This window comes from Plantactinospora sp. WMMB334, assembly GCF_049179095.1.
In the GTDB taxonomy this organism is placed as follows: Bacteria; Actinomycetota; Actinomycetes; order Mycobacteriales; family Micromonosporaceae; genus Plantactinospora.
Genome location: NZ_JBMHME010000002.1, coordinates 8,373,701 through 8,400,201, shown reverse-complemented (window position 1 = coordinate 8,400,201; position 26,501 = coordinate 8,373,701). Strand labels below are relative to the sequence as shown.

The following is a 26,501-nucleotide window of genomic DNA, read 5'->3' as shown; positions in this document are numbered from 1 at the left end:
CCCGCCTGGCGGACCCGTTGTGGCCGGCTTCACGCTACGCTCTCGAATATTGGAACTGATACGACAAAAGGTTCATCTCCCGCGTCGGATCGTGCCTCGGCATGGGACCGGATCCGGTTGCCGGACCGACTCCGCCGGGCGTACTGGCTCTGGCCAGGGCTGCTCACCCTCGTCGTCACCGCCGTCCAGCTCGACCGCGCGCCGCTGTGGCGGGACGAGCTGGCGACCTGGAGCGCCGCCACCCGCCCCCTCGGCGACCTGTTCCGGCTGGTCGGCACCATCGACGCGGTCAACGGGGCGTACTACCTGCTGATGTGGGGCTGGCTGGCGAGCGCCGGGGATCCGGTGACCGCGCTGCGGCTCCCCTCCGCGCTCGCCATGGCCGGCGCCGCCGCGCTCACCACCCTGCTCGGCGCGCGCCTCTTCGGACCCCGGGCCGGGCTGCTCGCCGGGCTGCTCTTCGCGATCCTGCCCAGCACCTCCCGGTACGGCCAGGAGGCCAGGCCGTACGCCCTGGTCACGCTCCTGGCGCTGCTCGCCACCCTGCTGCTGTGCCGGGCGCTGGACCGGCCCTCCCTCCCCCGCTGGGCCGGCTACGCGGCGGCGGTCGCCGGGCTGGGCCTGGCCAACCTCTTCGCGCTCAGCCTGCTCCTCGGGCACGCCCTCGCCGCCGGCACCCGCCGGCCTGCCGGATCCGCCGGCACCCGCCGGCCGGCTGGGGTACGGCTCCGCTGGGTGGTCTCCGTCCTCGCCGCCGGACTGGTGCTGGCCCCGCTGGCGCTGCTCGGCCGGAGCCAGCAGGGTCGGCAACTCGACTGGGTCGGCCGGCCCGGCCCGGCGAGCCTGCTGGGGCTGCCCGGCAGCGTGGTGCAGGCCGGCGTCGTCGGCGGGCTGCTCGTCGGGCTCGCCGCCGTCGCCGTCGCCAGCCGGGGGCGCCGGGGCGTGCTGCTGGGGCTCACCGTGGCGCTGCCGGCGCTGCTGCTCTTCCTCGCCGGCCAGGTCACCCCGCTCTTCGTGCCGCGCTACCTGCTCTTCGTGGTGCCGTTCACCGCGCTGCTGGCCGCCGCGACCCTCGCCCCGCTCCGGCTCGGCGCCGCGCTGGCGATCGTGCTCGCCGCCGGCCTGCTCGGCGCACCGGAGCAGGCCGCGCTGCGCCGCACCCACGAGTCCCCCCGCAGCGCACCGGTCGACTATCCGGCGGCGATACGGATCATCGGCACGCGTCAGCGGCCGGGCGACGGCATCGTCTACGCGCCCCGGGACGGCTGGGCGTTCCTCGACCTGGCGACCGCGTACCACCTGCGGACCGACCGCCCCCGCGACGTGCTGCTGGTCGAGGACCAGGCGCGCCGGGGCGACTTCTGGGCGACCGAGTGCGCCCGGCCGGCGGAGTGCCTCGCCACCGTCGACCGGCTCTGGCTGCTGGCCCGGGGAGAGGACGCGGACCCGCTGGACGCGATGCCGGCCGGCCGCGCCGAGCCGCTGCGAACCGGGTTCCGGATCGACAGACGCTGGACGGTGCCCGGGCTCACCGTGGCGCTGCTGGTCCGCACCCGCCCGTGAATCAGCCTCCTGTGCGGCTCCGAACCTGCGGTCAGGAGGGGGCCTCGCGGCGTCCGACCACACGCTACGATCCGCAGCTATCGAAACTTCTCAGACGCGGGCCGTGTCGGCGGACCTGGACGACGACACCCCTGGGCAGGCCGTCCGGCGCACCCTGCTGCCGGCTCCGGTCCGCCGGGTCCGGCTGCCCGGCTGGACGTACCGGGTGGTCTGGCTCTGGCCGGCCCTGGTCACCCTGGCGATCACGACCACCCAGCTGAGCCGGGCCCCGCTGTGGCGCGACGAGTTGGCGACCTGGGGCGCGGCGTCCCGCCCGGTCGGCGACCTGTTCCGGCTGACCGGCAACGTCGACGCGGTCAGCGGGCCGTACTACCTCCTGATGCACTTCTGGATCGCCGTCGCCGGCGACTCCACCGTCGCGTTGCGGCTCCCCTCCGCGCTCGCCATGGCCGGGGCCGCCGCGCTCACCACGCTGCTCGGCGCACGTCTCTTCGGCCCCTTCGCCGGGCTGGTCGCCGGGCTGCTCTTCGCGGTGCTGCCGAGCACCTCCCGATATGGCCAGGAGGCCCGCTCGTACGCCCTGGTCACCCTGCTCGCGATGCTGGCCGGCCTGCTGCTGCTCCGGGCCATGGACCGGCCGGGCTGGCCGCGCTGGGCCGGCTACACGGCTGCCGTGGCCGGAGCGGGTCTGGCCCATCTGGTCGCGGTCCTGCTGGTCGTGGGGCACGCACTCGCCGTGCTCACCTGCCGCCGGCCCGGGATCCTGTGGCGCTGGGCGGTCGCCGTCGGGGCCGCCGGACTGGTGCTGGCGCCGCTGGCCGTGCTCGGCCGGGGCCAGCAGGGTCGGCAGCTCGGCTGGGTGGAGCAGCCCGACCTCACCACCCTGATCGGGGTGCCCGGCGCGCTGACCCAGGCCAGCGCGGTCGGCGGCCTGCTGCTGGGGCTGGCCGCCGTCGCGGTCGCCAACCGGGGACGGCCGGGTGTGCTGCTGGGGCTGGCCGTGCTGCTGCCGGTGCTGCTGCTCTTCGCCGCCGGCCAGGTCACCGACCTCTTCGTACCCCGATATCTGCTCTTCGTCGTGCCACTCGCCGCCGTGCTGGCCGCAGCGACCCTGAGCACGCTCAGACCACCCGCCGTACTGGCGATCCTGGTCGTCACCGGACTGCTCGGAGTGCCGGTACAGCGCGAGTTCCGGCGTACCCACGAGTGGCCGCGCAGCGCCCCGCTCGACTTTCCGGCGGCGGTCGCGATCATCGCGGAGCGGCAACGGCCGGGCGACGGCATCGTCTACGCGCCCCGGACGGGCATCGGGCGCCTCGACCTGGCGACCGCGTACTACCTGCCGGGCGACCCGCCCCGGGACGTACTCCTGGCCGAGGACCCGGTACGCCGGGCCGACCTCTCGGCGACCGAGTGCGACCGGCCGGCGGAGTGCCTGGCCTCGGCCGGGGTCGACCGGATCTGGCTGCTGGCCCTGGGCGAGCAACGGGATCCGTTGGCCAGGATGCCCGCCGACCGGGCGGATCCGCTGCGTGCCGAGTTCCTCGTCGAGCGTCAGTGGACCGTCCCCGGTCTGACGGTGGCGCTGCTCGTCCCCAGGCCCGCCGGCTGAAGCCACCGGTCCGCGGCCGGTGTCCCTTCGAACCGGGCCGGCCGTGCCCCGCCGCTCAACGGGCCAGTGGGACCACCAGCAGCGCCTCGGTGCCGGCCTCGGTCCGGTTGCGCAGCTCGATCGTGCCACGCAGCTCTCCGGTGGCGAGCGCCCGGACGATCTGCAGGCCGAGCGTGGCGCCCTGGTCGGCGTCGAACTCCTCCGGCAGCCCCTGACCGTTGTCGGCGACCGTGACGTGGAGTTGCTTGCGGAACCGGTGGGCCGAGACGACCACCTCGGCCGGCGTGGTCTCCGGCGGCGCACCGCCGTCGCCGTCACCGGGCTCCGGAAAGGCGTGCTCGACGGCGTTGAGCAGCAGCTCGTTCAGCACGATCACCAGCGAGGTGGCGATCTCGGCCGGGAGTACCCCGAAGCTCCCCTCCCGGCGCATCCGCACCGGCACGTCGGTCGCGGCCACCTCGGCGGCGGCCGCCGCGACCCGGTCGACGATGCCGTCGAACTCGACCGCCTCGTCGCTGGACATCGAGAGGGTCTCGTGCACCAGGGCGATGGAGGCGACCCGGCGTACCGACTCCTCCAGGGCGGACCGGGCGGCCGGGATGCCGACCCGGCGGGCCTGGAGCCGGAGCAGCGCGGCGACGGTCTGCAGGTTGTTCTTCACCCGGTGGTGGATCTCCCGGATGGTGGCGTCCTTGGTGATCAGGGCGCGGTCCCGGCGGCGTACCTCGGTCATGTCCCTGACCAGGACCAGCGCGCCGATCGGCACCCCGGCCGGCATCAGCGGCAGCGCCCGGGTGAGCACGGTCGCCCCCCGGGCCTCGATCTCCCGGCGCGGCGGCGCCTCGCCGCGCAGCGCGGCCAGTACCCGGTTCGCCGCCTCGGTCCCCTCCAGCGGGTCGGCGGCGAGCCGGCCGTTCAGCGCCGCCAGGTCCTCGCCGACCAGGTGCGAGGCGAACCCCAACCGGCGGTACGCGGACTGCGCGTTCGGGCTCGCGTAGGTGACCTTGCCGTTGGCGTCCAACCGGACCAGCCCGTCACCGACCCGGGGCGCCGTGGTGGTCTCGCCGGGGTGCCGGACCGGCGGGAAGGTGCCGTCGGCGAGCATCTGGGCCAGGTCGTCGGCGGTGGTCAGGTAGTTCAGTTCGAGCTGGCTCGGGGTGCGTGCGGTGGAGAGGTTGGTGTCCCGGCCCACCACGGCGATCACCTCACCGGGCTCGCCGTCGCCGGTGCGGAGCCGGACCGGGATCGCCTCGTGCCGGGCCGGGGTGTCGCCGTACCAGACCGGGTCGCCCTCCCGCCAGATCCGGCCCTGGGTGTAGGCGATCGCCAGGTGTGCCACCTCGGGGCCACCGAAGATCCGGCCCACCTGGTCGTCCTGGTACGCGGTCGGCGCCGTCGTCGGCCGCACCTGGGCGACGCAGACGAAGCCGTCGGTCCCGGTGACCGGCACCCAGAGCAGCAGATCCGCGAAGGAAAGATCGGAGAGGAGTTGCCAGTCGCCCGCCACCCGGTGCAGGTGGTCGATGTCGACCGGACGCAGGGTGGTGTGCTCCTCGGCGAGATCGCGCAGCGTGGACACGGGGCAAGCCTGCCACGCCCGCCCCGGGCCGAGGTGTAAGGAGGGGGCCCTTCTTATCGGATTCTGTTGTAGAAGGGCCCCCGCCTTACACCTCAGAGGGTGGCGGTGACCTTGTGGAGGCCGCGGGGGGCGTCGGGGTCCTCGCCGCGGGCGAGGGCGAGGGCGAGGGCGAGCCGCTGCACGGGGAGGATGTCCAGCAGCGGCGCGTACCGCTCGTCGACCTCGGGGACGGGCAGCTGGGCGGCGGCGCCGGCCGCCTCGCCGGGACCGACGACGACCAGGTCGGCGCCGCGCTCGGCGACCCTGGCGACCACGTCCCGCATGGCCGCGCCGCCGGCACCCCCGCCGACCACGGCCAGCACCGGCACGTCCGGGTCGGTCATCGCCAGCGGGCCGTGCAGCAGGTCGGCGCCGGAGAAGGCCAGCGCCGGCAGGTAGGAGGTCTCCATCAGCTTCAGGGCCGCCTCGCGGGCGGTGGGATAGGCGTAGCCCCGGCCGGTGGTGACCATCCGGCCCGCGAAGCGGTAGCGGGGGGCCAACTGCTCCGGTGTCGGGTCGGCGAGGGTACGCCCGGCCAGCTCCGGCAGCGCCCCCAGCGCGGCCCGCTCCTGCCCGGGGAGTACGCCGTCTCCGGCCCGGATCCCCTCCACCAGCATCAGCAGGGCGAGCAGTTCGGCGGTGTACGTCTTGGTGGCGGCGACCGCCCGCTCGTGCCCGGCCGCCACGTCGACGGCGAGTTCCGCCGCGTTGCTCAGCGGGGAGTCGGGGGCGTTGGTCACCGCCAGGGTCAGCGCGCCGGCCTCCCGGGCCACCCGCAGCACCTCGGTCAGGTCGGGTGACCCGCCGCTCTGGCTCACCCCGACGACCAGCGCATGGGAGAGGTCGGGCCGGGCCCCGAAGACGGTGATGGTGCTCGGCGAGGCGAGTCCGGCGGGCAGGCCGAGCCGGATCTCGGTGAGGTACGCCGCGTAGAGCGCCGCGTGGTCCGAGGTGCCCCGTGCGGTGAAGACCACGTGCTTCGGCCGGCGCTCGGCGACGACGGCCGCCACCTGCGCGATCGCCGCCGTGGAGGCTGGTTCCAGCAGTCGTGCGAAGCCCTCCGGCTGCTCGGCGATGTCCGCCGCCATGCCGGCTCCCGGTTGCGCCACGATGACCTCCTCATGCGCGATTCCCGCGCGTTCCATGCTCAATCTTGCACGATTTAACGTCTCCGAGCAATCTAACGATCAGTTTTGAGCAGTAGATCACCACCTCGCCTCCCCATGCCCTAGGCTCCCCAACCCAGGGGAATTTCCACGTACGCGAAGGGTCGACCCGGTGCCCGAGGGAACGGACGACCCCCGGCTCTCGGCCGAGGGGGAACTCGCGCTGGCCCGGCTGGCGCTGGACGAGGGCGATCTCGAGCACGCCGCCGGGCACCTGGCCGGGGCCATCGCCTACGCCCCGACCATGCCCGAGGTGCACGAGGCGCTCGCCCAGTTGGCCGCCCGCTCCGGCGGCGGTGTCGAGCTCTTTCCCCTCGACCAGCACCCGTTCATCGGCACCGTGGTGGCCCGCGCCCACCTGCTCGCCGCCGCCGGCCGGCCCGGCGACGGGCTGGAGCTGCTCGCCGCCGCCACCGGCCACGTGCCCTCGGCCGACTGGGCCGGCGTGCCCTGGGTCAGCGCCCCCGAGCTGCCCGGCAGTCTCGATCCGGACCGGCTCGCCCGGGTCCTGATGCAGGTCTGCGCCGGCATCCCCGACCCGGTGCCGGAGCCCGACCGCGAACCGCTCTGGCCCTACCTGCGGCTGGCCCGGCACGCGGTGGCGGCGCATCCCCGGCACGGCCTGCTGCTCGGCGCGGCCTCCGCGCTGGCCCGGCGGGTCGGCGCAGTCGGCCAGGCCGTCGAGTGGGCCGGCCAGGGGGCCCGGGAGCTGCCGTCGAAGCTCTCCGAGGTGTGGCTCGGCTACGCCTACCGCAGCGCCGGGCGCACCCGGGAGGCGCTCGCCGCGCTGCGCCGGGCCGTCGACCACGACCCGGACGACCTCTCGGTGTACGCCGACATCGCCGGCACCCTCGCCGACCACGGCCAACTCGACGAGGCGCTGGACTGGATCGACCGGGCGCTCGCCCGGGACCCGTCCTTCGACTGCGCCGTGCACACCGGTCACCGGCTGCGCTACCGCCGGGACGGCTCTCTCGCCCACCTCGTGGCGCTGGCCGACTTCGCACGGGAGCATCCCGACGACTCGCACGAGCACAGCGACCTCGCCGAGTGCTGCCAGAGCCAGCCGTGGCTGGGGCGGGTGCCGCCCGCAACCGAGACGGTGGCGATGGCGCTGCGCCAGCGGCTGGCCACCGGCGAGCCGGCCGACGGCACCCGGCTCTGGCTGCGCGGCCCGGAGCCGCCGAGCGCGATGCGCGCGCTGCACGACACGGCCCCGAAGCTGACCGTCGCGGCCGACACCACTCCGGCGCCGGATCCGCGCGAGCCGCGCCGGCCGGTCGGGCACCGGCTCTGGCAGTACACCGGTGACAGCGTCACGCCTGCCACGCCCGCACCCTCCGAGCCGGCCGTACGCCGGATCCAGCAGTTGGCCCACCCCGCCTGGCCGCACCCGCCGGCCGCCTACGACGCGGCGGTCGGGCTCGCCACGCTCGAACTCGACGACCTGCTCGGCCTGCTGGCCCATCCGCCGGCTCCACCGCCGACCGAGCTCGGCCGGACCCTGAGCCGGCACGACCCGACGCTCTGGGTGCGCAGCGTCCAGGTCTGGGTCTGTCTCGGGCTGCTGCACCACCGCACAGACGAGCCGTGGGCCGACTCGACCCGGCGCCGGGTCCTCCTCGACCTGCTCTGGGGCGTCGAGGACTGGGTCACCGAGGCGGCGCTCTTCGCCCTGGTCACCGCCGCCTGGATGGACCCGTCGGTGCGTGCCGAGGTCGCCCGGGAAGGTGCCGAGCGGCTGGCCGACGCGGTCGAGGTGGCCCAGCGCCGGCCGGTCACCGTGCTCACCTCACTGGCCCATCTGGTGCTGGCCACCCCGGACGCTCCGCCGGCCGCGCTCGACACCGCCCGGCTGCTGCTCAGCCGGGACAACGCCCGCGCGGTGGCGCCCAGGCAGCGCCGGTTCGGCCGGCTGTTCGACCGGATGTGGCGCCGGCTCACCCGCCACGGCTGACCGCGTCCCGCACCGCACCGGCGCGCCTCCGGGAAACGCACCGGCGTGACTCCAGCAACGCATCGGCGCGGCCCGGCAGCACGCCGGCGCCGCGCCGATGCGGGGTCTGCCGGGTCAGCGGACGGGCGGGGTCGCCAGAGCGGTCTCCGCCTGCTCCTCGGGGCTGCCGGCCGGTGCCTCCGTGACGGGACCGCCCCGCAACGGGATCTCCTTCACGAACCAGGCCAGCACCGCGACGACCAGGGCGAACGGCACCGCCCAGACGAAGACGGCGCTGATCGCGTCGGCCAGGGTGCCGAGCACCACGTGCTGCTGTTCCGCCGGCAGCCCGCGTAGCGCCACCGGGTCCACCCCGGCACCCTCGCCGGCACCGCCGAGCATCGCTCCGACGGGCGAATCCGCGAGCCGGTTGGCGAAGACCGCGCCGAAGAGCGAGATCCCGAACGAGCCGCCGATCGACCGGAAGAAGGTGGCGGCGCCGCTCGCCGCGCCGAGGTCCTTCTGTTCGACGCTGTTCTGCGCGATCAGCATCGAGGTCTGCATCAGGAAGCCCATGCCGACGCCGAGCACGATCATGTAGGCCGAGGACTCCAGCTTGCTGGTGCCGACCCCGAGCATGGTCAGCAGCGCCATCCCGGTGGTCATCGCGATCCCGCCGACGATGGGGTAGATCCGGTACCGGCCGGTCCTGGTGATCGCCCGGCCGACCACGATCGACACGACAAGCATGCCGAACATCAGCGGCAGCAGCAGTAGCCCACTGTTGGTCGCCGATGCGCCCTGCACGGTCTGCTGGTAGAGCGGCAGGAAGTTCATCGAGCCGAACATCGCGAAGCCGAGCAGGAAGCCGACCACCGAGATCACCGCGAAGTTGCGGTTGGCGAAGAGGCTCAGCGGCAGGATCGGCTCCGGCACCCGCCGCTCGACGAGGGCGAAGGCGACCAGTGAGACCACGGCGACGGCTGCCAGGCCGAGGATCTGGCCGGAGACCCAGTCGTACTCGTTGCCGCCCCACGTGGTGACCAGCACGATCGCGGTGATTCCGACCGAGAGCAGCGCCGCGCCGAACCAGTCGATCCGGTGCTCGGTGCGGTACTTCGGCAGATGCATCCGGGTGGCCAGCAGGAGCAGCGCCACACCGCCGAGCGGCAGGTTGACGTAGAACGCCCAGCGCCAGGAGAGGTTGTCGGTGATGAAGCCTCCGACCAGCGGTCCGGCCACCATGGCGATGGCCATGATGCCGGCGATCATGCCCTGGTAGCGCCCCCGCTCCCGGGGCGGGACCAGGTCACCGATGATCGCCATCACGCCGACCATCAGGCCGCCCGCACCGAGGCCCTGCACGGCACGGAAGGCGATCAGCTCCATCATCCCGTCGCCGGGCCCGCCGAGCAGTTCCAGACCGGCCATCCCGCAGAGCGCCGACCCGAGCAGGAAGAGGACGATGGAGCTGAGGAAGACGGTCTTCCGGCCGTACAGGTCGCCGAGCTTGCCCCAGATCGGTGTGGAGACCGTCGAGCCGAGCACGTACGCGGTGACCACCCAGGTGAAGTGGTTCAGCCCGCCGAACTCGCCCACGATCCTGGGCAGCGCGGTGCTGACGATCATGTTGTCCAGCATCGCGAGCATCATCGCGATCATCAGGCCACCGAGCACGACCCGGATATTGACGGGTCGCGCCGGTGCCTGTGCCGCCACCGTCGTCATGATTAGGCTCTCCCCCCGAGTCGTGGACTCGCTTACTTGCCGACCGGCTAGTGATTCTACTTGCCGGACGGTAAGTTAGGTGCCAGTAAACCGTCAAGCGATTACGAGAGGTGGTCCGGTGACCGGCGGCACAGGCGACACTCGGTCCCGGATCCAGGCCGTAGCACTGGAGCTCTTCACCGAGCAGGGCTACGAGAAGACCTCGCTCCGGGAGATCGCGGAGCGGCTCGGCGTCACCAAGGCCGCGCTCTACTACCACTTCAAGAGCAAGGACGACATCGTCGACAGCTTCGTCTCCGACCGGCTGGACCGGCTGGACCGGCTGATCGAGTGGGCCGCGGAGCAGCCGGCCGACGCCGCCGGGCGCCGCGCGACGCTCCACCGCTACTCGCAGGAGTTCTTCTGCGACGACGGGCGCAACGTGATGCAGTTCTTCGAGCAGAACCGCACGGTGGTCAAGCACCTCGCCTCCGGGCAGATGATGCGGGACCGGATGCTCCGCATCGCCGAGCTGCTCTCCCGGGCCGACCCGTCGCCGGCCGGACAGCTCCGGGCGATGCTGGCGCTCTTCTCCGTGCACGGAAGTATGTTCGTGCTGCGCGGCGACGTCAGCGCGGCCGAGCGGCAGGATCTCGCGTTGGAGATCGCCAACGAGCTGCTCGACCGGCTCGGAGAGAAGCCTGCCGGCCGGTCCGGGCGGCCCGCATCCGGGGAGCATCCCGGGCGGGCCTGAGGGTTCAGGACCGGCCGACCGCTCCGGCCGTGGGATCGGCCGGGGCCGGCCAGGGCAGCACGGGGGCCAGGTCGAGGCGCAGGGCGATCAGGTCGACGCCGGGCATCGGTGACCAGTCGCGATCCGGCGTACGGACGAAGCCGAAACCCGCGTAGAGCCGGTGCGCCGGCGTCGAGAAGCTGCGGGCGCAGATGACCACCCGGGCACAGCCGAGCGCCCGCGCCCGGTCCAGGCAGGCCTGGACCAGCGCCCTGCCGGCACCGCGACCCTGTGCCCGGGGGTCCACCGCCAGCATCCGGAACTCCGCCTCGCCCGGTCCGGACAGCTCGGCGTACGGGGTGCCGGGCAGGACGAAGAGCACGGCACCGAGCAGCTCCCCGGTCGCCCCGTCGGCGGCGACCAGCAGCTCACCGGCGCCGGCCCGGCCCGGCACGTCGGCCAGGACCTGCTCGTACCCGTGCTCGCCGTCGAGCTGCCCGTCCGCCCGGTACGCGGCCACGGTGAGCCGGGCGACCGCGCCGAAGTCGGCCGGTTCGGCGGCCCGGACCACCAGCCCGGTCGTCCGCCCCGACCGCCGCGACCAGCCGGTCATTCGATGACGGCGATCAGGTCGCCGTCCTGCACCACGTCACCCTCGTTGACGGCGAGTTCGCGGATCACCCCGTCCGACTCGGCCACGACGGGAATCTCCATCTTCATGGACTCGAGAATCACCAGCGTGTCGCCTTCGGACACCGAGTCCCCGGAGGCCGCGACGACCTTCCAGACGTTCGCCACCATCTCGGCGCGGATCTCCTCGGCCATGGGTTCCCCCTCGTCGTCGCCGTTGCCCTGCGAACGGTATCCAATCACGCGGCAGCCGCCGGCGTACGGACACGCGTGGAGCCCGCACCATCGCCCGCCCGGACGCGCCCGGGTGGACCGCCACCGGTGGGGCGTGCCGGTCGTGGGAGGATTGCCCGTCGCGAGCAGAACGCGGGCGGTCGACGGCGGCGGTCGGGGCTACGGTCGCCGCCCCGCCCCGGGAAACAGACGGAGGACAGCATGGCCAAGAAGTCGCGGAAGAAGAAGGCGCGGAAGAAGAGCTCCGCCAACCACGGCAAGCGCCCCAACTCCTGAGCGCGGGCACGCCGCGCCGAGCCGGGGGCGGCCGGGCCGGGCACGGGATCCGTCGACGATCGCGGTGAACGCGGGCGACGCCCGGCCCGCCCGGCGAACCGCACGAACCAGATCCGCACGAACCAGCCCGGTCCGCACGAACCAGCCCGGTCCGCACGAACCAGCCCGGTCCGCACGAACCAGCCCGGTCCGCACGAACCAGCCGGGCGAACCGCGGCCCGGCCGGCCAGCCCGGCGATCCGCCGAACCGCGGCCCGGTCCGGCGGATTCTCGTGCTCAGTCGGGCAGATATTCCCGGGACTCGGTCTCGAAGACCAGTTCGGCAAGGCGGACGCGCAGCCGCTCGCGGAGTTCGGCGGGCGCGGTCTCGTTGCCGCAGTAGCGGGCCACCAGCGCCTTCACCTCCTGCTCGATGCCGTACTCGCGCAGGCAGGGCGAGCACTCGTCGAGGTGGTTCCGGATGAGGTTGCGCCGCTCGTCCGCGCACTCCAGGTCGAGGTAGAGGTAGACCTCCGTGAGCACCTCACGGCAGTCCGTCTCGTGCGGGTCACCGCAACTCATTCGCTCACACCTCCCGGCCGGCCGCGGCGGACCTGCTCGACGGGGCGGACGAGAAGCCCCGCTCGGCAGCGTAACGCTCAAGCAGCTTGCGTAGGTTCCGCCGGCCACGGTGCAACCGGGACATCACGGTGCCGATCGGCGTTCCCATGATGTCGGCGACCTCCTTGTAGGAAAACCCCTCGACGTCGGTGAGATAGACGGCGAGCCGGAACTCCTCCGGGAGCTGCTGCAACGCCTCTTTCACGTCGCTGTCCGGCAGGCGGTCCAGCGCCTCGGTCTCGGCCGAGCGCAGCCCGCTGGAGGTGTGCGACTCGGCCTCGGCGAGCTGCCAGTCGGTGATCTCCTCGGTGGGCGCCTGCACCGGCTGCCGCTGCCGCCGACGATAGGAGTTGATGTAGGTGTTGGTCAGGATCCGGTAGAGCCACGCCTTGAGGTTCGTGCCCTCCTCGAACTGGTGGAACGCGGCGAACGCCTTGAGGAAGGTCTCCTGGACCAGATCCTCCGCGTCGGCGGGGTTACGGGTCATCCGCAGGCCGGCGGCGTACAACTGGTCGACGAAGGGCAGCGCGTCACGTTCGAACCGGGCCCTGCGCTCGTCCGTCTTCTCCGCTGTCAACCGGCCGTCTCCCTCGCCTCGGTACCGAACCGGCGCGGCGATATTCTTCCCCACCGCCGCAGCGTTATTCGGCTGTCCCGCCGAGGATACGCGGAAAGCACGCCCCTGCGACTCGGTTCGGGCGGTGCCGCCGCCCACGCCGGGCCGGTCCGCACCCGCGCCCGGCCGGTCACCGGACGGTCGCGAGGGCGGCCCGTTCCGCCACCGGTCGGACCACCGCGCCCCGCGGTCGTGTTGCAGGCTCCGTGTCTCGGTCGACACCGGGCAAACCCCCTCGTGGCTTCACTGGCTTCCGGGAGGTGTAACCGCCGTACCCGGGCAGGCATTCCGGCCACCGCCCATCCCTGGCCCCGGCCGTGGCCGATTCCGTTCGGAGCGCCCACGGCTGGGACCAGGAAGGGCCTGGGAGGATGAAACCGGGCCCGCACCCGATCGGTGACCGGGTGCGGTGTCCGGCATCAGATGTAGCAACGATCACGCCGGCACGACAGAAACGGCCGGACCGGCGCCGCGACTCCGGTCAGCCCGCCCAACCCCGCTCGCGGAGCCAGTGGAGCACCAGGGCGGCGGTCCCGGCCGGGTCGACGCGCAGGTCGTGACGTTCGCCCGGCCGCACCTCGACCCGGATCCCCGGCTCGCCGGGCGGCACGCCGAAGGGATCACGGTCACCGTTCACCACCAGGGTCGGCAGCCCGGTACGCAGCTCCGCCGCCCGGGACCGCTCGGGCCGACCGGGCGGATGCAGCGGAAAGGCGAGCGCGACGACACCGGAGGCCCGCAGCGTGCCGGCGGTCCGGCAGGCGACCCGGGCGCCGCTGGAGCGCCCGCCGACGACCAGGGTGGAGGCCGACCGGCAGCGGGCACGCAGCTCCGCCACGACCGCCACCCAGGCCTCGTCGAGGTGAGCGGCGGGCGCGGGCGCCCGCCTGCCGGCCACCCGGTACGGCTGGGTGACCCGGGCCACCGCCACCCCGGCCCCGACCGCCGCGTCCCGGAGCGCGACCAGGTCCGGCGCGTCCACGCTGCCGCCCGCACCGTGCCCGAGCACCAGCAGGGTCGCCGGTGCGGTGCCCGGCAGGTCGAGATCCACCCGGGCCGGGCCGCGGGGGGTCTCGATCTCGTCGCCGTGCCGCACGGCGCCACTGTATGGCAACCGGCACGGTGTGCCACCCAGCGCCCGTGGCAGCACGGCACCCGGCGCCCGTGGCAGCACGGCACCCGGCGCCCGTGGCAGCACGGCACCCGGCGCCCGTGGCAGCACGGCACCCGGCGCCCGTGGCAGCACGGCACCCGGCGCCCGTGGCGCCGTCCCACCCGGCGCCGTGGCAGCACGACACCCGGCGCCACGGCACCATTTCGCCCGACACCACGGCACCCGACACCACGACACCCGACACCACGGACCCGTCGCATCGCCCGACCCCGCGCACCCGGGGCGGCGGTGGACGGGTCAGCGGCGGCTCGAACTGAGCGGAAGGAGCGTCAGCAACCGGTCGCGGACCGGTGGTCCGGCGTCGCCGACCGCATCCGGGTCGTGCTCCACCTGGTCCCGCCAGGCGACCAGCATGGCCCTGCGCTCACGCGGCGTAGTTGCCCCCCATACGCCGTGGCAGTCGCCCACCTCGAGCGCCCAGGCAAGGCAGGGCCCCTGCACCTCACAGGTCCGGCACAGCGCGACGGCCGAGTCGGCCGGCTCGCTGGGCGCCGGGAAGAACGTCTCGGGATCCACGCTCTGGCACACCCCCCGGGTACGCCAGGCATCGTCCAGACGCCGCTCACTGAGGGCCCGAAGCAACCTCGGGTCTCGTCGTGCAGCGGCAACCTCGTGCGGGCGTGGCATCCGCGCCCGTGTCATTCACCCACCTCCCCCGTGGGACCGACAAAGATCGATGAGTGCCGCCCGCCCCATGCGAGCCGACACCCACTGCCGGCGCTGTGTTCTATCGCACCACCACGATGCGTGACAAGGGCTCCCCGCAAAGGTGTGGAAAAGTCGGTACGACGATCTATCCCGAACAGTGGCAAATCGGTGCAGGCAAATACCCCGCTCCGTAGTCAGAACAGCGTCGTCGCAATCGGCTCTTCTGGTAACGCCCGCAGCGGCGCGGCCGGCACCCGGGCGACCAGTTCCGGCCCGTCGTTGCGGACGTCTCCCACGCCTCTCCCGACCGGCCGGATCTCGATCTCGGCCAGCGATTCCCCGTCGGGCGGCGCGAGGAGCACCGCCGGGTCATCGTCGCCGTCGAGCCAGTCGGACCAGCGCCGCCGGGGCAGCAGCAGCGGCATGCGGTCGTGCACCAGGGCCAGCTCGCCGAGTGCCGCCGTGGTGACGACACTGCAGGTGAGCAGCGGGTCGCCGGCGCCGCGCCAGACCGACCAGAGACCGGCGAAGGCGAGCACCGCGCCGTCGCGCGGCGTCATGAAGTACGCCTGCCTGCCGCCGTCCCGGCGGACCCACTCGTACCAGCCGTCGGCCGGGACGAGGCAGCGACGCCGGGCGAAGGAGTGCGCGTACGCCCGGGTCGTGGCGACCGTCTCGGCCCTGGCGTTGATCATGCGGGCGGCACCCCTGGCGTCCTTCGCCCAGTGCGGCAGCAGGCCCCAACGGGCGACGGAGAGCACCGAACCGCCCAGCTCGGCGGAGATCCGCACGATCGGGACCGGATCGGTCGGCGCCACGTTGTAGTCGGCGGCGAGCCGGCCACCGGTGTCGTCGTACGCCTCGAACAGGGCGCTCAGATCGGCCGCGCTACGGGTGGTCGCGTACCTGCCGCACATGGTCGCCACGCTAGCGCGCCCCGCTCCCGCCAGCTGTCCCGCCGGCCACCCCGCCAGCCGCGCTGCCGGCCGTCCCGCCAGGCGGGAGGGAGCGGGGCTCCGGGCGGGGGCACCCGGCGGCGCGGCAGAATGTACCGGTGCCGAACCTGACGGCGGTCCGCCCGCTGGAGCCCTGGACCGCGCCGACCGCGACCGACCCGGTCGCCTCGACGGTGCGGCTGCCCGGCTCCAAGTCGCTGACCGCCCGCGCGCTGGTGCTCAGCGCGGTCGCCGACGGCCCCTCCACACTGCGGCACCCGCTGCGCGCCCGGGACACCGAGCTGATGGCCGGCGGCCTGCGGGCGATGGGCACCGATGTCTCCACCGTGGACGACGAGCGGTGGCTGGTCCGGCCCCGGCCGCCGCACGGCCCCGCCCACGTCGACGTCGGCCTCTCCGGCACGGTCATGCGGTTCCTCCCGCCGATCGCCGGGCTCGCCGACGGGCCGGTCACCGTCGACGGCGACCCGCACGCCCGGCTCCGCCCGCTCGGCCCGCTGGTCGGCGCGCTGCGCTCCATCGGGGTACGCGTCGACGCCGCCGAGACCGGCGGCCTGCCGCTCACCGTGCGGGGCGCCGGAGAGGTGCGCGGCGGCGAGGTGGTCATCGACGCCTCGGCGTCCAGCCAGTTCGTCTCGGGACTGCTCCTCGGCGCGGCCCGGTTCACCCACGGGATCGTGGTCCGGCACGACGGCCCGCCGGTCCCGTCCGCGCCGCACCTGCGGATGACCGTTCAGATGCTCCGGGCGGCCGGTGTCACGGTCGACGACGCCACCCCGGACGTCTGGGCCGTGGCGCCGGGACGGCTCTCCGCACGCGACTGGGAGATCGAGCCGGATCTCTCCGGCGCGGTCCCGTTCTTTGCCGCTGCCCTGGTCACCGGCGGCGCGGTCACCCTGCACGGCTGGCCGCATCGCAGCCTGCAACCGGTCGACACGCTGCGCGAGCTGCTCTCCCGAATGGGTGCCGAGGTGACCCTGGGCACCGATAGCCTGACCGTGCGCGGCACCGGCGCGGTGCACGGGCTCGACGCCGACCTCTCCGACGTCAGCGAGTTGACCCCGGTGCTGGCCGCGCTCGCCGCCCTGGCCGACGCGCCGTCCCGGCTGCGGGGCGTGGCACACATCCGGGGCCACGAGACCGACCGGCTCGCCGCGCTGGCCCGGGAGCTGAACGGGCTCGGCGCCGACGTCACCGACACCCCCGACGGGCTGGAGATCACCCCCCGGCCGCTGCGCGGCGCGACCTTCCGGACCTACGCCGACCACCGGATGGCACACGCGGCGGCGGTGATCGGGCTCGCCGTGCCGGGTATCGAATTGGACGACGTCGCGTGTACCTCCAAGACCATGCCGGAGTTCCCGGCACTATGGTCGACGATGGTGACCGGCGGCGACGGGCGCGGGTAGCCGGGGCCGGTGGCGCACCCGCGCCGATCGTCGCCGGCCGACGACGAGACGGGGAGCGCGGAACTGGCGGGCAGGCGGCGGGAGTACGACGAGGACGACGTACGGGTCAGGCCCGGTCGCTCGTCGCGCCCGCGTACCCGGACCCGGCCCCGGCACTCCGACGCCGTCGACGGGTTCGTGATCGCCGTCGACCGGGGCCGCTACACCTGCGTGATCGAGGACGCTCCCACCACCGGCGGCAGCCGGGAGCGGGACGGCAGCCGGGAGCAGGGCGGCAGCGGGAGCGGGAGCGGGACGGTCACCGCGATGCGCGCCCGGGAGTTGGGGCGCAAGTCCGTGGTGGTCGGTGACCGGGTGGCCCTGGTCGGCGACACCTCCGGTGCCGCCGGGGCGCTGGCCCGGATCGTCCGGATCGCCGAACGCACCTCGGTGCTGCGGCGTACCGCCGACGACGACGAGACCACCGCCGAGGGGCGGCTGGAGCGGGTCGTGGTGGCGAATGCCGACCAACTGGTGATCGTCAGCTCGCTGGCCGACCCGCCGCCGCGCACCGGGTTCATCGACCGGTGCCTGGTGGCCGCGTACGACGCGGACATCGAGCCGCTGCTCTGCCTGACCAAGGCGGACCTGGCGCCGCCCGGGGGAGTGCTCGGCTACTACGCGGAGCTGGACCTGCCGCACGTGCTCGTCGAGCCCGGCTCCGACCTCGACGAACTGCGCGGGCTGCTCGCCGAGCGCCTCTCGGTGCTGGTCGGGCACTCCGGGGTGGGCAAGTCGACGCTGGTGAACCGGTTGGTCCCGGCGGCGGAGCGGGCGGTCGGCACGGTCAGCGCGATCGGCCGGGGCCGGCACACCTCCACCAGCGCTGTCGCGCTCCGGCTGCCGGCGCTCGACGGCGGCGGCCGGCGCAGGCATCCCGGCTGGATCGTGGACACCCCCGGGGTACGCAGTTTCGGGCTGGCGCACGTCTCGGCCGAAAGCCTCCTGCACGGCTTTCCGGACCTGGTCGAGGGGACCGTCGAGTGCCCGCCCAACTGCGAGCACACCCCGGACGAGGCGGACTGCGCGCTGGACGCCTGGGTGGCGGCCGGCAACGCCGACCCGCGCCGGCTGGCCTCGTACCGCCGGTTGCTCGCCTCCCGGGCCGGCGAGACCGACTAGGGCTTCTGCCGAAGCCGCTACCGGTCGAAGCCGCTACCGGTCGGCGCGGCGTGCCCGGCGGGACCCGATGCCCGCCGGACAGGCCGCGCCGTGGTGAGCCGAATCAGCTGATCCTGCGCCGGTAGATGGCCATGGCGAAGACGTACGTGACGACGAGGATGCCGAGGCACCAGGCGAGGGCGACCCAGATGTCGGTGTCGACGGGCTGCTCGGTGAGCAGGTTGCGGATCGTGTTGACGATGGCTGTCACCGGCTGGTGCTCGGCAAAGGCACGCACCGGGCCGGGCATGGTGTCGGTGGGCACGAAGGCCGAGCTGATGAAGGGCAGGAAGATGAGCGGGTAGGAGAAGCCGCTCGCCCCGTCCACGGACTTGGCGGTGAGGCCGGGGATGACGGCGAGCCAGGTCAGGGCGAGGGTCAACAGGATCAGGATGCCGGCGACCGCGAGCCAGGCGAGCACTCCCGCTCCGGAGCGGAAGCCCATGAGGAGGGCGACGCCCACGACGACCACCAGCGAGATGAGGTTGGCCACCAGCGAGGTCAGCACGTGCGCCCAGAGTACGGACGACCGGGCGATCGGCATGGACTGGAAGCGTTCGAATATGCCGCTCTTCATGTCGAGAAAGAGCCGGAAGGCGGTGTAGGCGATGCCCGACGCGATCGTGATGATGAGGATGCCGGGCAGCAGATACTGCACATATGAGTCCGACCCTGTGTCGATCGCGCCGCCGAGCACGTAGACGAAGAGCAGCATCATGGCGATCGGCGTGATCGCGGTGGTGATGATGGTGTCCACGCTGCGGGTGACGTGCGTCAGGGATCGACCCAGCAGAACGGCGCTGTCGCCGACGAAATGCCTTGCCATCATCGTTCCTCTCACTTGTCCGCGCCGACGTTGCGATCCTTGCCCACGCCGCCCCCGCCGTCGGCGCCGCTCCCGCCTTTGGCCCCGACGATGGCGAAGAAGACGTCCTCGAGGGTCGGCTGCTTCTCGACGTATTCGACCTTGGCGGGCGGGAGTATCTGCTTGACTTCGGCGAGGGTGCCGTCGACGACGATCCGGCCCTCGTGGAGGATCGCGATCCGGTCGGCGAGTTGTTCGGCCTCGTCCAGATACTGCGTCGTGAGCAGCACCGTCGTGCCCTGCCTGGCGAGCTCCTTGACGGCCTGCCAGACCTCGATGCGGGCCTGGGGGTCGAGCCCGGTGGTCGGCTCGTCGAGAAATATCACCGGCGGATTCCCGATGAGGCTCATCGCGATGTCGAGACGGCGGCGCATGCCGCCCGAGTACGTCGACACCCTCCGCGCCCCGGCATCGGCCAACGAGAAGCGGTCGAGCAGTCCGTCCGCGACGGCGCCCGGATTCCTGAGGTGCCGCAGCCGGGCGACCAGGACGAGGTTCTCCCGCCCGGTGAGGATCTCGTCGACGGCCGCGAACTGTCCGGTGAGACTGATGGACTCCCGCACCTTCCCCGCCTGCGTGGCGACGTCGAAACCGTTGACGCCGGCCGTCCCCGCGTCCGCCCTGAGCAGCGTGCACAGGATTTTCACCACCGTGGTCTTGCCGGCGCCGTTGGAGCCGAGCAGCGCGAAGATGCTGCCCGCCGCCACGTCGAAATCCACGCCGCGCAGCACCCGCAGCTCCTTGTACGACTTCTCCAGCCCCCGCACCTGGATGGCGGGCCCTCGGACGTGCGTGGTCGTCACCGGTTCTTCTCCTCTCGCTCGATGTCGTCGATCGTGTGAATCAGCCGCGCCCGCTCCCGGTCGACGTATCCGCCCTTCGAGTAGTTGCGGACCAACGCCTCCACGAACTCCACCGGGTCGTCCCCGACGATCTCGCGGATCGGCGTCCCGTCCGCCGCGGCCCGCTCGAAGAGGTCGGCGACATCCTCGAACAGTGCGTTCACGTTGTCCGCGGTCACCGGCCCGAAGTGCATCAGGTACCGTTCGATCGCCTCGACCGCCGTGCGGTACTTCGGCGGCAGTTTCTTCACGCGCGCCTTGTATTCCCACCAGCGCCGTTTGGGACCGATCACCCTGGCGATGAGCCCACCCTTGTCAGCGTCAGACATTCTTGTCCGCTCCTTCGTGGAGTTGTTCCAGTCGTTCTGCGAGGAAGCTCCAGGTCCGCCAGAATTCTTCGAGGTATTCGCGTCCCTGAGCGTTGATGGTGTAGACCTTGCGCGGCGGCCCTTTTTCGGACGGGACCTTCTGCACATCGACGAGGCGCTTCTGCTCGATTCTGACGAGCAGGGCGTACACGGTGCCCTCGGCGATGTCGGCGAAGCCCTGGCCGCGCAGCCACGCCGTGATCTCGTAGCCGTACGCGGGGCGCATGGCCAGGATCGCCAGGACGATGCCCTCCAGCGTGCCCTTGAGCATCTCGGTCATCTGCCTGCCCACGGATCACCTCCCGACTGCTACTAAGCAATACTGACTACTGGTAAATAGTAACACTGACTACCGAGGCCGCAAGGGCGCCTGGCGACCGGATCGACGGGCCGCGGTGGTTCGCCGGCCCGACCGCTGGCGGACGACGAGGGCTGCCACGGCGCGGTCATCCGCCGGCCCGCTCAGGCCGCGCGCAGACCGGCGCGCAGGGACGGGTCGGCCCACCGGCCCGCTACGGTCCGGCGTGCGCCAGGTCGATCACCCGCGCCGGGTCCACCGGATGTCGAGGGATCAGATGTCGAGGTCTTCGACCGTGGGCTGTTCCACCACGTCGACGACTACGTCGTACAGTTCGACCGGAAGCGTCTCGCGCAGTTCGTCGAGGGTCTCGGCGACGCGCAGGCTGGAGTCGGCGGGCGTACGCGTCCAGGTCTGGTTCGCGCTCCAGTCCCCGACCCAGGCACGCCACCCGGTGTTCCACTTCTCGGCGTTCGGACCGACGTTCCGGTAGCTCTCGGAGCGCTCGAGGTGGACCACGAACTTCCCCTTCCGGGACCGGTAGACCCGGAAGGTCTCGGTCCGCTCGTTCGTGGACCGCTCCCACTCGGCGAGCAGCACGCCGGAGAACCGCTGCTTGCGACCCAGCCCGGGACCGACACGCACGATGATCTCGTCGTACCCCTGTTTCCGGCCCTCCTCAACCTCCACGTAGCGCCGCAGCGCCGCCGAGATGGCCGCCGACATCGTGCCCCCGGCGAGTTCCTGAGCGCGTTGGAACAGCGGCAGGTCGTCGTCGGAGACGTAGATCGTCTTGTTCGGCATCGCACTCCCCCCAGGCAGACTATACGCATACATATACGTACCCACAAGGCGGCACGGGCCGCCGTCGCCGGTCCGGACCCGAGCCCTAGCTGCCCTGGGTGCCGTCCGGATCGGTCGTGGCCGGGCCCGGATCGAGGTCGACCGGGCCGCCGCTGCGCCAGTAGACGCCGTCCCGGCGGGTCAGCAGCACCTCGTCGACGAGGTAGCGGCGCAGCGCCGCGTAGTCGTCGTGCCAGGCCCGCAGCAGCGCGTTCACCTCCCGCTCGGTGTAGCGCACACCCGGCTCGAAGACCGTCACGACGTGTTCCAGCAGCAGCCGCCGCTTGCCCCGGGCGGCCGGCAACTGGCTGATCCGGCCGTCCCGGAGAAAGGACCGGAGCACGGCGGCGGTCGCCCGGTCCGGATCCAGTTCCCCGGTGGGTCCGTCGGCGGCGGACGGCTGCGACCGTACCGCCTCCTTGAACGCGCCGGGCACGGCGACCGCCCGGCCCTGCACGGTCTCGACCAGGCCGCCGGACTCCAGCCGGCGCAGCGCGGCGACCACGGCCCGGACGGGCAGCGCGGTCCGCTCCGCCACCTCGGCCGGATCACCCGCGCCGAGCACCACGGCCGCGAAGGTCGCCAGCCGGTCCGGCTCGGCGAGCAGTCCGACGAGGAGGGCGGGAGACGGTTCGGAGATCGGTTCGGTCGTCACGGCGCGGGATGCTAACGCACCGGCTGGACCGGATCGAGTACGTTTCCGCCATGGCCCGGTACGCGGACGACCTGTCCCTGGCGCACGTGCTCGCCGACACCGCCGACTCGATCTCGATGGCCCGGTTCCGCGCCCTCGACCTGCGCGTCGAGGCGAAGCCGGACCTGACCCCGGTGACCGACGCCGACACCGCGGTGGAGAAGGCCGTCCGGGCCACCCTGGCCCGCACCCGACCCCGGGACGGCGTGCTCGGCGAGGAGTACGGCGCCTCGGCCCCGCCCGCCGGAGCCGGCTCCCGGCAGTGGGTGATCGACCCGATCGACGGCACCAAGAACTTCGTCCGGGGCGTGCCGATCTGGGCCACCCTCATCTCGCTGATGGACGGGGACGTCCCGGTGGTCGGGCTGGTCTCCGCCCCGGCCCTCGGGCGCCGCTGGTGGGCGGCGACCGGGCTCGGCGCGTACGCGGGCCGGCACCAGGCCGCCGCCTCCCCGATCCGGGTCTCCGGGGTCGGCCGGCTCGCCGACGCCAGCTTCTGCTACTCCTCGCTGCACGGCTGGGAGGAGAGCGGCCGGCTCGACCCGATGCTCGACATCCTCCGGACGGCGTGGCGGAGCCGGGCGTACGGGGACTTCTACGGCTACATGCTGGTCGCCGAGGGCGCGGTCGACGCGATGGTCGAGCCGGAGCTGTCGCTGTGGGACCTGGCGGCGCTGATCCCGGTCGTGACCGAGGCCGGCGGCACCTTCACCGACCTGGCCGGACGCCCCGGGCCGGGCGGCGGCAGCGCCGTGGCCAGCAACGGCAAACTGCACCAGGATCTCCTCCGCCGGCTCGGCTAGCCGGCCGCGCGACGCGGCGCATCAGCCTCTATCCTCGCCAGGTGTCCCCCGGTTGGTGCTTCCTCGCGGCAATGATCGCCGTCTACGGCGTGGCCAACCTGCTCCAGTCGGTGGCGGCGGCCCGGACGACCCTGCACCACACCTTCGACCCCGGACTGCTGCTGCGGCTGGCCGGGCACCGCAGCTATCTGGTCGGCGTCGCCTGCCAGATGCTCGGCTTCGTCCTCGCCTTCCTGGCCCGGCGCGACCTCCCGCTCTTCCTGGTGCAGGCGAGCGTGGCGGGGGCGCTGGGCGTGACCGCCCTGCTCGGGGTGCTGGTGCTCAAGTGGCGGCTGCCGGCCGCCGAGGTCCTGCTGCTGGTGCTCCTGCTGGTCGGGATCACCGCGCTGGTGCTGGCCGCGAAACCGGCGCCGTCCCGGCAGCTCGGCACCGCCGGCGTGGTCGCCCTGGTCGCCGCGCTCGGCGTGATCGGCGGGCTCGGTTTCTTCGCCGTACGCCTGCACGGCGCGCCCGGCTCGGTGGCGCTCGGCGCGCTGGCCGGGCTGGCCTTCTCGGCGGCGGCGGTGGCCGCCCGGCCGCTCGCCTCCGAGCACTCCTTCGACGCCTTCCTCCGGGACCCGCTGCTCTACCTGCTGATCACCCACTCGATCGTCGGGCAGTTGCTGCTCGGCCTGGCGATGCAGCGCGGTTCGACCACGGCGGCGGTGGCCGCGATGGACGCCGCCGGTGCGGTGCCGGCGGCGATCGTCGGGCTGTTCCTGCTCGGCGACCGGATCTGGCCGGGGCGGGAGTGGCTCGCCGGGATCGGCTTCCTGGTCACCCTGGCCGCGGTGCTCGGCCTGACCCGTTACGCCGAGCCGCAACACCAGCACGTGCCGCTCCCCGACCAGCGCGACCGCCGCCGGCCCGAGCCGCACGGCGAGCGGCCGGTGACGGGCCGTCCCGGGCGCACCGGTGCCCCGGCGCTGGGCCCGTCGACCCCTCCCGCGCTCGGCCCGGCGACTCCTCCGGTGTTGGGGCCCGCGGGGGCGGCCCGGTCACCGGCGGGTCAACTGGCGGCGGGCTGGCGGCGGCGTACCACCCGCTCGTAGAGGCGCTCCAGCGCACCGGCCGTACGGTCCCAGGTGTAGCTGCACCGCACCCGGTCCACCGCCGCGTGCCCGTACGCGAACCGCTCCGCGTCGGCGGCGAGCAGCCGGCGCAGCGTCACGCCCAGCCCGCGTACGTCACCGGGCTGGACGAGCCGGCCGGTGACATCGTCGACGACGGTGTCCGCGATGCCGCCCATCGAGTAGCCGACCACCGGCACCCCGCAGGCCATCGCCTCCAGGGGTATCCGCCCGGCCGAGGCGTACCGGGGCGTGCAGGCCACCAGGTCTGCCGAGCGGTACCAGGCGGACATGTGGTCGTGCGGCACCGCGCCCACCAACCGGATCTGGTCGGCCACGCCGCTCTGCTCGGCGACCTCCCGCAGCCGGCGGGCCTCGGCGTGGTTGCCGAGGTTGTCGGCGGGCGGCCCGCCGGCGATGACGAGTTCCGCGTCCCCGATCAGCCGCAGCGCCCGGATCAGGTCCTCCTGTCCGTGCCCCGGCTCCAGGCCACCGGCGGCGAGGATCCGGGGTCGCCCGTTCCGGGGCATCGCCTCGCCCTCCGGGGTGAAGAGTTCGATGTCCACCCCGCCCGGCACCATCACCACCGAGGCGCGTTGCAGCCCCATCCGGGTCAACTCGTCGACCTCGTCGGTGCAGCCGGCCACCGCCATGTCGACCGCCCGGGTCAGCGCGAGTTCCAGCGGGATCCGCTGGCCCGGCCCCCGGTACGCCCCGCCGAGGTGCCGGCGCTGCTCGACACCGAGCGAGTGGAAGGTCTGCACGACCGGGATGACGGTCTCCCGGACCGCGTTGGCCGCCGCCAGGCCGCCGATCCAGAAGTGCCCGTGCACCACCTCGGGCGCCCACTCCGCCGCCCAGCGTTCGGTCAGCCAGCGGCCGAGTTCGGGGACGAGCGGCACCAGTTCCCCGGTGGCGGCCCGCCGGGCCGGGCCGACCGGCACGCGTTCCACCTGGTAGCCGTCGACCTCGCTGGTCGGCGGCGCCTCCGGGTCGTCCAGCCGCTCGTACACCCGTACGTCGTGACCTCGCTCGGCCAGCTCGGCGGCCACCCGGGCCACGTGCTGGTGCGTGCCGACGTACCGGTTGCGGCGGGCCTGCGGCGGGCCGGCGTGTGCGCAGACGAGGCCAACGCGCATGGGTCACCTCCAGCGACGGCTACGGGCAACGGTCATTCGATCAGAGGCTCCCATTAACCACGGCAGGCCGAGCGGAAACCTGGCAAACCGGTCCGCCTCCTCCTGCCGGCCCGCATTCGCGCGGCCGACCGACTGCGGAGCGTTCCTCCGGCCGCCGGTCCACGTTCGCCCGGTTACGGGTACGCGGGGAGCGGGTAGTGACCTGTCATGCGCGATGACGAGTTTCCGACGCCCGTGTCCGACCCGGAGGCCGAAGGACTGCCCGACACCGCCGACGACGACTCGACGGCCTGGGACGACGTCGCCAGCGGTCGGGAGGCGGACGGCCGGGATCCCGCCGAGCTGCCGGCCGACCTCCCACTCGGTGTGAACCGGTTCGGCAACACCGCCGAGGAGCAGGCCGACGGCGAGACGCTGGACCACAAGCTCGGGCGGGAGCAGTTGGAGCGCCCGGTCGACGACCCGCTCGCCGGTCCGGTCGACCCGGCGATCGCCGCCGAGGCGGACAGCGAGGAGGCCGCCGCCGAGGCACAGCTCGACGCGGACGTGATCGATCCGGGTCCGACCTCCGACCCGCACTCCCCCGTCTCGATCTACGACCACGGCAACCTCGGCGACGCACCGGGGGGCGGTCCGGTGGGCCGGCTGGTGGAATCGGACGAGGGTGCCCGCACCGACGACGAGACCGACTCGGTCGCGCACGACGCGGGCGCCGCGGGCGGCGGCGCGAGCGCCGAGGAGCTGGCGATCAACGAGACCCAGCCGCCGCCGTGACCCGCCCTTCCGCCCTTTCCGCCCGCCCTGCCGTGACCCGGCACGCGCTCAGTCGTCGAGCCCGCGCTCGATGGCGTAGCGGGTGAGTTCGACCCGATTGTGCAGTTGCAGCTTGCCGAGCGTGTTCTGCACGTGATTCTGCACGGTGCGGTGCGAGAGCCCGAGCCGCGCGGCGATCTGCTTGTAGGACATCCCCTTGGCGACGAGCCGCAGCACCTCGGTCTCCCGCTCGGTGAGCCGGGGCAGGTCGTCGCCGGCCGGTGCCGGGGTGACGGCGAGCCGCCGGTACTCCCCCAGCACCAGGCCGGCCAGTCCCGGAGTGAAGATGGCGTCACCCGCGGCGGTACGCCGGACCGCCTCCAGAAACTCCGCCGGCCCGGCCGACTTGAGCAGATAGCCGGTCGCCCCGGCCTTGACCGCGTCGAGCACGTCCTGCTGCTCGCCGCTGGCCGAGAGCATGAGCACCCGTACCCGGGGCAGCTCGGCCAGCAGGCCCCGGAGCACCTCGACCCCGGAGATGTCCGGCAGCTGCAGGTCGAGTACGACCACGTCGGGCCGGGTGGCCGGGGCGACCCGGACCGCCTGCCGCCCCTCGCCGGTGGTGGCGACGACCTGGTAACCGGCCTCGGTGAGGTCGCGCGCCACCCCTTCCCTCCACATCGGATGGTCGTCGACCACCATCACCCGG

28 protein-coding genes are annotated in these 26,501 nt (G+C 73.3%); 10 read left to right on the top strand and 18 right to left on the bottom strand.

The window, feature by feature from the left end:
- Positions 1-111: 111 nt before the first annotated feature.
- Positions 112-1,563, top strand: coding sequence for a glycosyltransferase family 39 protein (locus ACN27G_RS36615; RefSeq protein ID WP_421497613.1), 1,452 nt, complete (start codon positions 112-114; stop codon positions 1,561-1,563).
- Between the two features lie 184 nt (positions 1,564-1,747).
- Positions 1,748-3,175, top strand: a complete 1,428-nt coding sequence (locus ACN27G_RS36610; protein WP_421497612.1) for a glycosyltransferase family 39 protein — start codon at positions 1,748-1,750, stop codon at positions 3,173-3,175.
- A 55-nt stretch (positions 3,176-3,230) separates the two neighbouring features.
- On the opposite strand, the gene ACN27G_RS36605 is transcribed toward ACN27G_RS36610, so the two are convergent.
- On the bottom strand, positions 3,231-4,754 hold the full coding sequence (locus tag ACN27G_RS36605; protein WP_421497166.1) for a histidine kinase N-terminal domain-containing protein: 1,524 nt from the start codon (positions 4,752-4,754) through the stop codon (positions 3,231-3,233).
- 92 nt (positions 4,755-4,846) lie between these two features.
- Positions 4,847-5,881 (bottom strand): SIS domain-containing protein, encoded by a 1,035-nt coding sequence (locus ACN27G_RS36600; protein WP_421497611.1) that lies wholly within the window; start codon positions 5,879-5,881, stop codon positions 4,847-4,849.
- Positions 5,882-6,071: 190 nt separating this feature from the next.
- On the opposite strand from ACN27G_RS36600, the gene ACN27G_RS36595 reads away from it, so the two are divergent.
- Entirely contained in the window at positions 6,072-7,916 is a 1,845-nt protein-coding gene (locus tag ACN27G_RS36595) for a tetratricopeptide repeat protein (protein WP_421497165.1), read from the top strand.
- A gap of 114 nt (positions 7,917-8,030) precedes the next feature.
- On the opposite strand, the gene ACN27G_RS36590 is transcribed toward ACN27G_RS36595, so the two are convergent.
- Positions 8,031-9,623 (bottom strand): MDR family MFS transporter, encoded by a 1,593-nt coding sequence (locus ACN27G_RS36590; protein WP_421497164.1) that lies wholly within the window; start codon positions 9,621-9,623, stop codon positions 8,031-8,033.
- 118 nt (positions 9,624-9,741) lie between these two features.
- On the opposite strand from ACN27G_RS36590, the gene ACN27G_RS36585 reads away from it, so the two are divergent.
- Complete coding sequence (locus ACN27G_RS36585; protein ID WP_421497163.1) at positions 9,742-10,356, top strand: TetR/AcrR family transcriptional regulator; 615 nt, start codon at positions 9,742-9,744, stop codon at positions 10,354-10,356.
- A 4-nt stretch (positions 10,357-10,360) separates the two neighbouring features.
- On the opposite strand, the gene ACN27G_RS36580 is transcribed toward ACN27G_RS36585, so the two are convergent.
- Together ACN27G_RS36580 and ACN27G_RS36575 are read right to left on the bottom strand one after the other, a co-directional pair.
- Positions 10,361-10,948, bottom strand: coding sequence for a GNAT family N-acetyltransferase (locus ACN27G_RS36580; RefSeq protein ID WP_421497162.1), 588 nt, complete (start codon positions 10,946-10,948; stop codon positions 10,361-10,363).
- Entirely contained in the window at positions 10,945-11,160 is a 216-nt protein-coding gene (locus tag ACN27G_RS36575) for a biotin/lipoyl-binding carrier protein (protein ID WP_421497161.1), read from the bottom strand. The genes ACN27G_RS36580 and ACN27G_RS36575 overlap by 4 nt, the downstream gene beginning before the upstream one ends.
- A gap of 240 nt (positions 11,161-11,400) precedes the next feature.
- Between ACN27G_RS36575 and ACN27G_RS36570 the strand changes: the two genes are divergently transcribed.
- Entirely contained in the window at positions 11,401-11,475 is a 75-nt protein-coding gene (locus ACN27G_RS36570) for a 50S ribosomal protein bL37 (RefSeq protein ID WP_370657623.1), read from the top strand.
- 276 nt (positions 11,476-11,751) lie between these two features.
- On the opposite strand, the gene rsrA is transcribed toward ACN27G_RS36570, so the two are convergent.
- The 5 genes from rsrA to ACN27G_RS36545 all read right to left on the bottom strand — a co-directional run bounded on the left by rsrA (position 11,752) and on the right by ACN27G_RS36545 (position 15,430).
- A complete protein-coding gene (gene rsrA, locus ACN27G_RS36565; RefSeq protein WP_421497160.1) occupies positions 11,752-12,036 on the bottom strand; it encodes a mycothiol system anti-sigma-R factor in 285 nt (94 codons plus the stop codon).
- A gap of 4 nt (positions 12,037-12,040) precedes the next feature.
- Positions 12,041-12,913: a sigma-70 family RNA polymerase sigma factor gene (locus ACN27G_RS36560; RefSeq protein ID WP_421497159.1), complete on the bottom strand. Its 873-nt coding sequence runs from the start codon at positions 12,911-12,913 to the stop codon at positions 12,041-12,043.
- 259 nt (positions 12,914-13,172) lie between these two features.
- Positions 13,173-13,787, bottom strand: coding sequence for an alpha/beta family hydrolase (locus ACN27G_RS36555; protein WP_421497158.1), 615 nt, complete (start codon positions 13,785-13,787; stop codon positions 13,173-13,175).
- A gap of 315 nt (positions 13,788-14,102) precedes the next feature.
- Positions 14,103-14,507, bottom strand: coding sequence for a WhiB family transcriptional regulator (locus ACN27G_RS36550; protein WP_421497157.1), 405 nt, complete (start codon positions 14,505-14,507; stop codon positions 14,103-14,105).
- A gap of 200 nt (positions 14,508-14,707) precedes the next feature.
- A complete protein-coding gene (locus tag ACN27G_RS36545) occupies positions 14,708-15,430 on the bottom strand; it encodes an SOS response-associated peptidase (protein ID WP_421497156.1) in 723 nt (240 codons plus the stop codon).
- Positions 15,431-15,567: 137 nt separating this feature from the next.
- Between ACN27G_RS36545 and aroA the strand changes: the two genes are divergently transcribed.
- Entirely contained in the window at positions 15,568-16,878 is a 1,311-nt protein-coding gene (gene aroA, locus ACN27G_RS36540) for a 3-phosphoshikimate 1-carboxyvinyltransferase (protein WP_421497155.1), read from the top strand.
- A gap of 9 nt (positions 16,879-16,887) precedes the next feature.
- Positions 16,888-18,039: a ribosome small subunit-dependent GTPase A gene (gene rsgA, locus ACN27G_RS36535; RefSeq protein WP_421497154.1), complete on the top strand. Its 1,152-nt coding sequence runs from the start codon at positions 16,888-16,890 to the stop codon at positions 18,037-18,039.
- A 103-nt stretch (positions 18,040-18,142) separates the two neighbouring features.
- On the opposite strand, the gene ACN27G_RS36530 is transcribed toward rsgA, so the two are convergent.
- From ACN27G_RS36530 to ACN27G_RS36505, 6 genes are all read right to left on the bottom strand, one after another.
- Positions 18,143-18,904: an ABC transporter permease gene (locus tag ACN27G_RS36530; protein WP_421497153.1), complete on the bottom strand. Its 762-nt coding sequence runs from the start codon at positions 18,902-18,904 to the stop codon at positions 18,143-18,145.
- A gap of 11 nt (positions 18,905-18,915) precedes the next feature.
- A complete protein-coding gene (locus ACN27G_RS36525; protein WP_421497152.1) occupies positions 18,916-19,746 on the bottom strand; it encodes an ABC transporter ATP-binding protein in 831 nt (276 codons plus the stop codon).
- A complete protein-coding gene (locus tag ACN27G_RS36520) occupies positions 19,743-20,114 on the bottom strand; it encodes a DUF1048 domain-containing protein (protein WP_421497151.1) in 372 nt (123 codons plus the stop codon). The genes ACN27G_RS36525 and ACN27G_RS36520 overlap by 4 nt, the downstream gene beginning before the upstream one ends.
- Entirely contained in the window at positions 20,107-20,445 is a 339-nt protein-coding gene (locus ACN27G_RS36515) for a PadR family transcriptional regulator (protein WP_421497150.1), read from the bottom strand. The genes ACN27G_RS36520 and ACN27G_RS36515 overlap by 8 nt, the downstream gene beginning before the upstream one ends.
- 279 nt (positions 20,446-20,724) lie before the next feature.
- The gene (locus tag ACN27G_RS36510) at positions 20,725-21,255 is read right to left on the bottom strand and encodes an EXLDI protein (protein ID WP_421497149.1); all 531 of its coding nucleotides are present in this window, start codon (positions 21,253-21,255) and stop codon (positions 20,725-20,727) included.
- Between the two features lie 85 nt (positions 21,256-21,340).
- Positions 21,341-21,949, bottom strand: coding sequence for a DUF2087 domain-containing protein (locus ACN27G_RS36505; protein ID WP_421497148.1), 609 nt, complete (start codon positions 21,947-21,949; stop codon positions 21,341-21,343).
- 50 nt (positions 21,950-21,999) lie between these two features.
- On the opposite strand from ACN27G_RS36505, the gene hisN reads away from it, so the two are divergent.
- Both hisN and ACN27G_RS36495 read left to right on the top strand, forming a co-directional pair.
- Positions 22,000-22,791, top strand: a complete 792-nt coding sequence (hisN, locus tag ACN27G_RS36500; RefSeq protein WP_421497147.1) for a histidinol-phosphatase — start codon at positions 22,000-22,002, stop codon at positions 22,789-22,791.
- 71 nt (positions 22,792-22,862) lie between these two features.
- Positions 22,863-23,882, top strand: coding sequence for a hypothetical protein (locus ACN27G_RS36495; RefSeq protein WP_421497610.1), 1,020 nt, complete (start codon positions 22,863-22,865; stop codon positions 23,880-23,882).
- Here ACN27G_RS36495 and ACN27G_RS36490 read toward each other — a convergent pair.
- Positions 23,840-25,039 (bottom strand): glycosyltransferase, encoded by a 1,200-nt coding sequence (locus ACN27G_RS36490; protein WP_421497146.1) that lies wholly within the window; start codon positions 25,037-25,039, stop codon positions 23,840-23,842. The two genes, ACN27G_RS36495 and ACN27G_RS36490, sit on opposite strands and share 43 nt — an antisense overlap.
- A 207-nt stretch (positions 25,040-25,246) precedes the next feature.
- Between ACN27G_RS36490 and ACN27G_RS36485 the strand changes: the two genes are divergently transcribed.
- Positions 25,247-25,813 carry a DUF5709 domain-containing protein gene (locus ACN27G_RS36485; RefSeq protein ID WP_421497145.1) on the top strand — a complete coding sequence of 189 codons (567 nt, stop codon included), beginning with the start codon at positions 25,247-25,249 and terminating at the stop codon, positions 25,811-25,813.
- A gap of 48 nt (positions 25,814-25,861) precedes the next feature.
- Here ACN27G_RS36485 and ACN27G_RS36480 read toward each other — a convergent pair whose 3' ends face one another.
- Complete coding sequence (locus ACN27G_RS36480; RefSeq protein WP_421497609.1) at positions 25,862-26,494, bottom strand: response regulator; 633 nt, start codon at positions 26,492-26,494, stop codon at positions 25,862-25,864.
- Positions 26,495-26,501 lie beyond the last annotated feature (7 nt).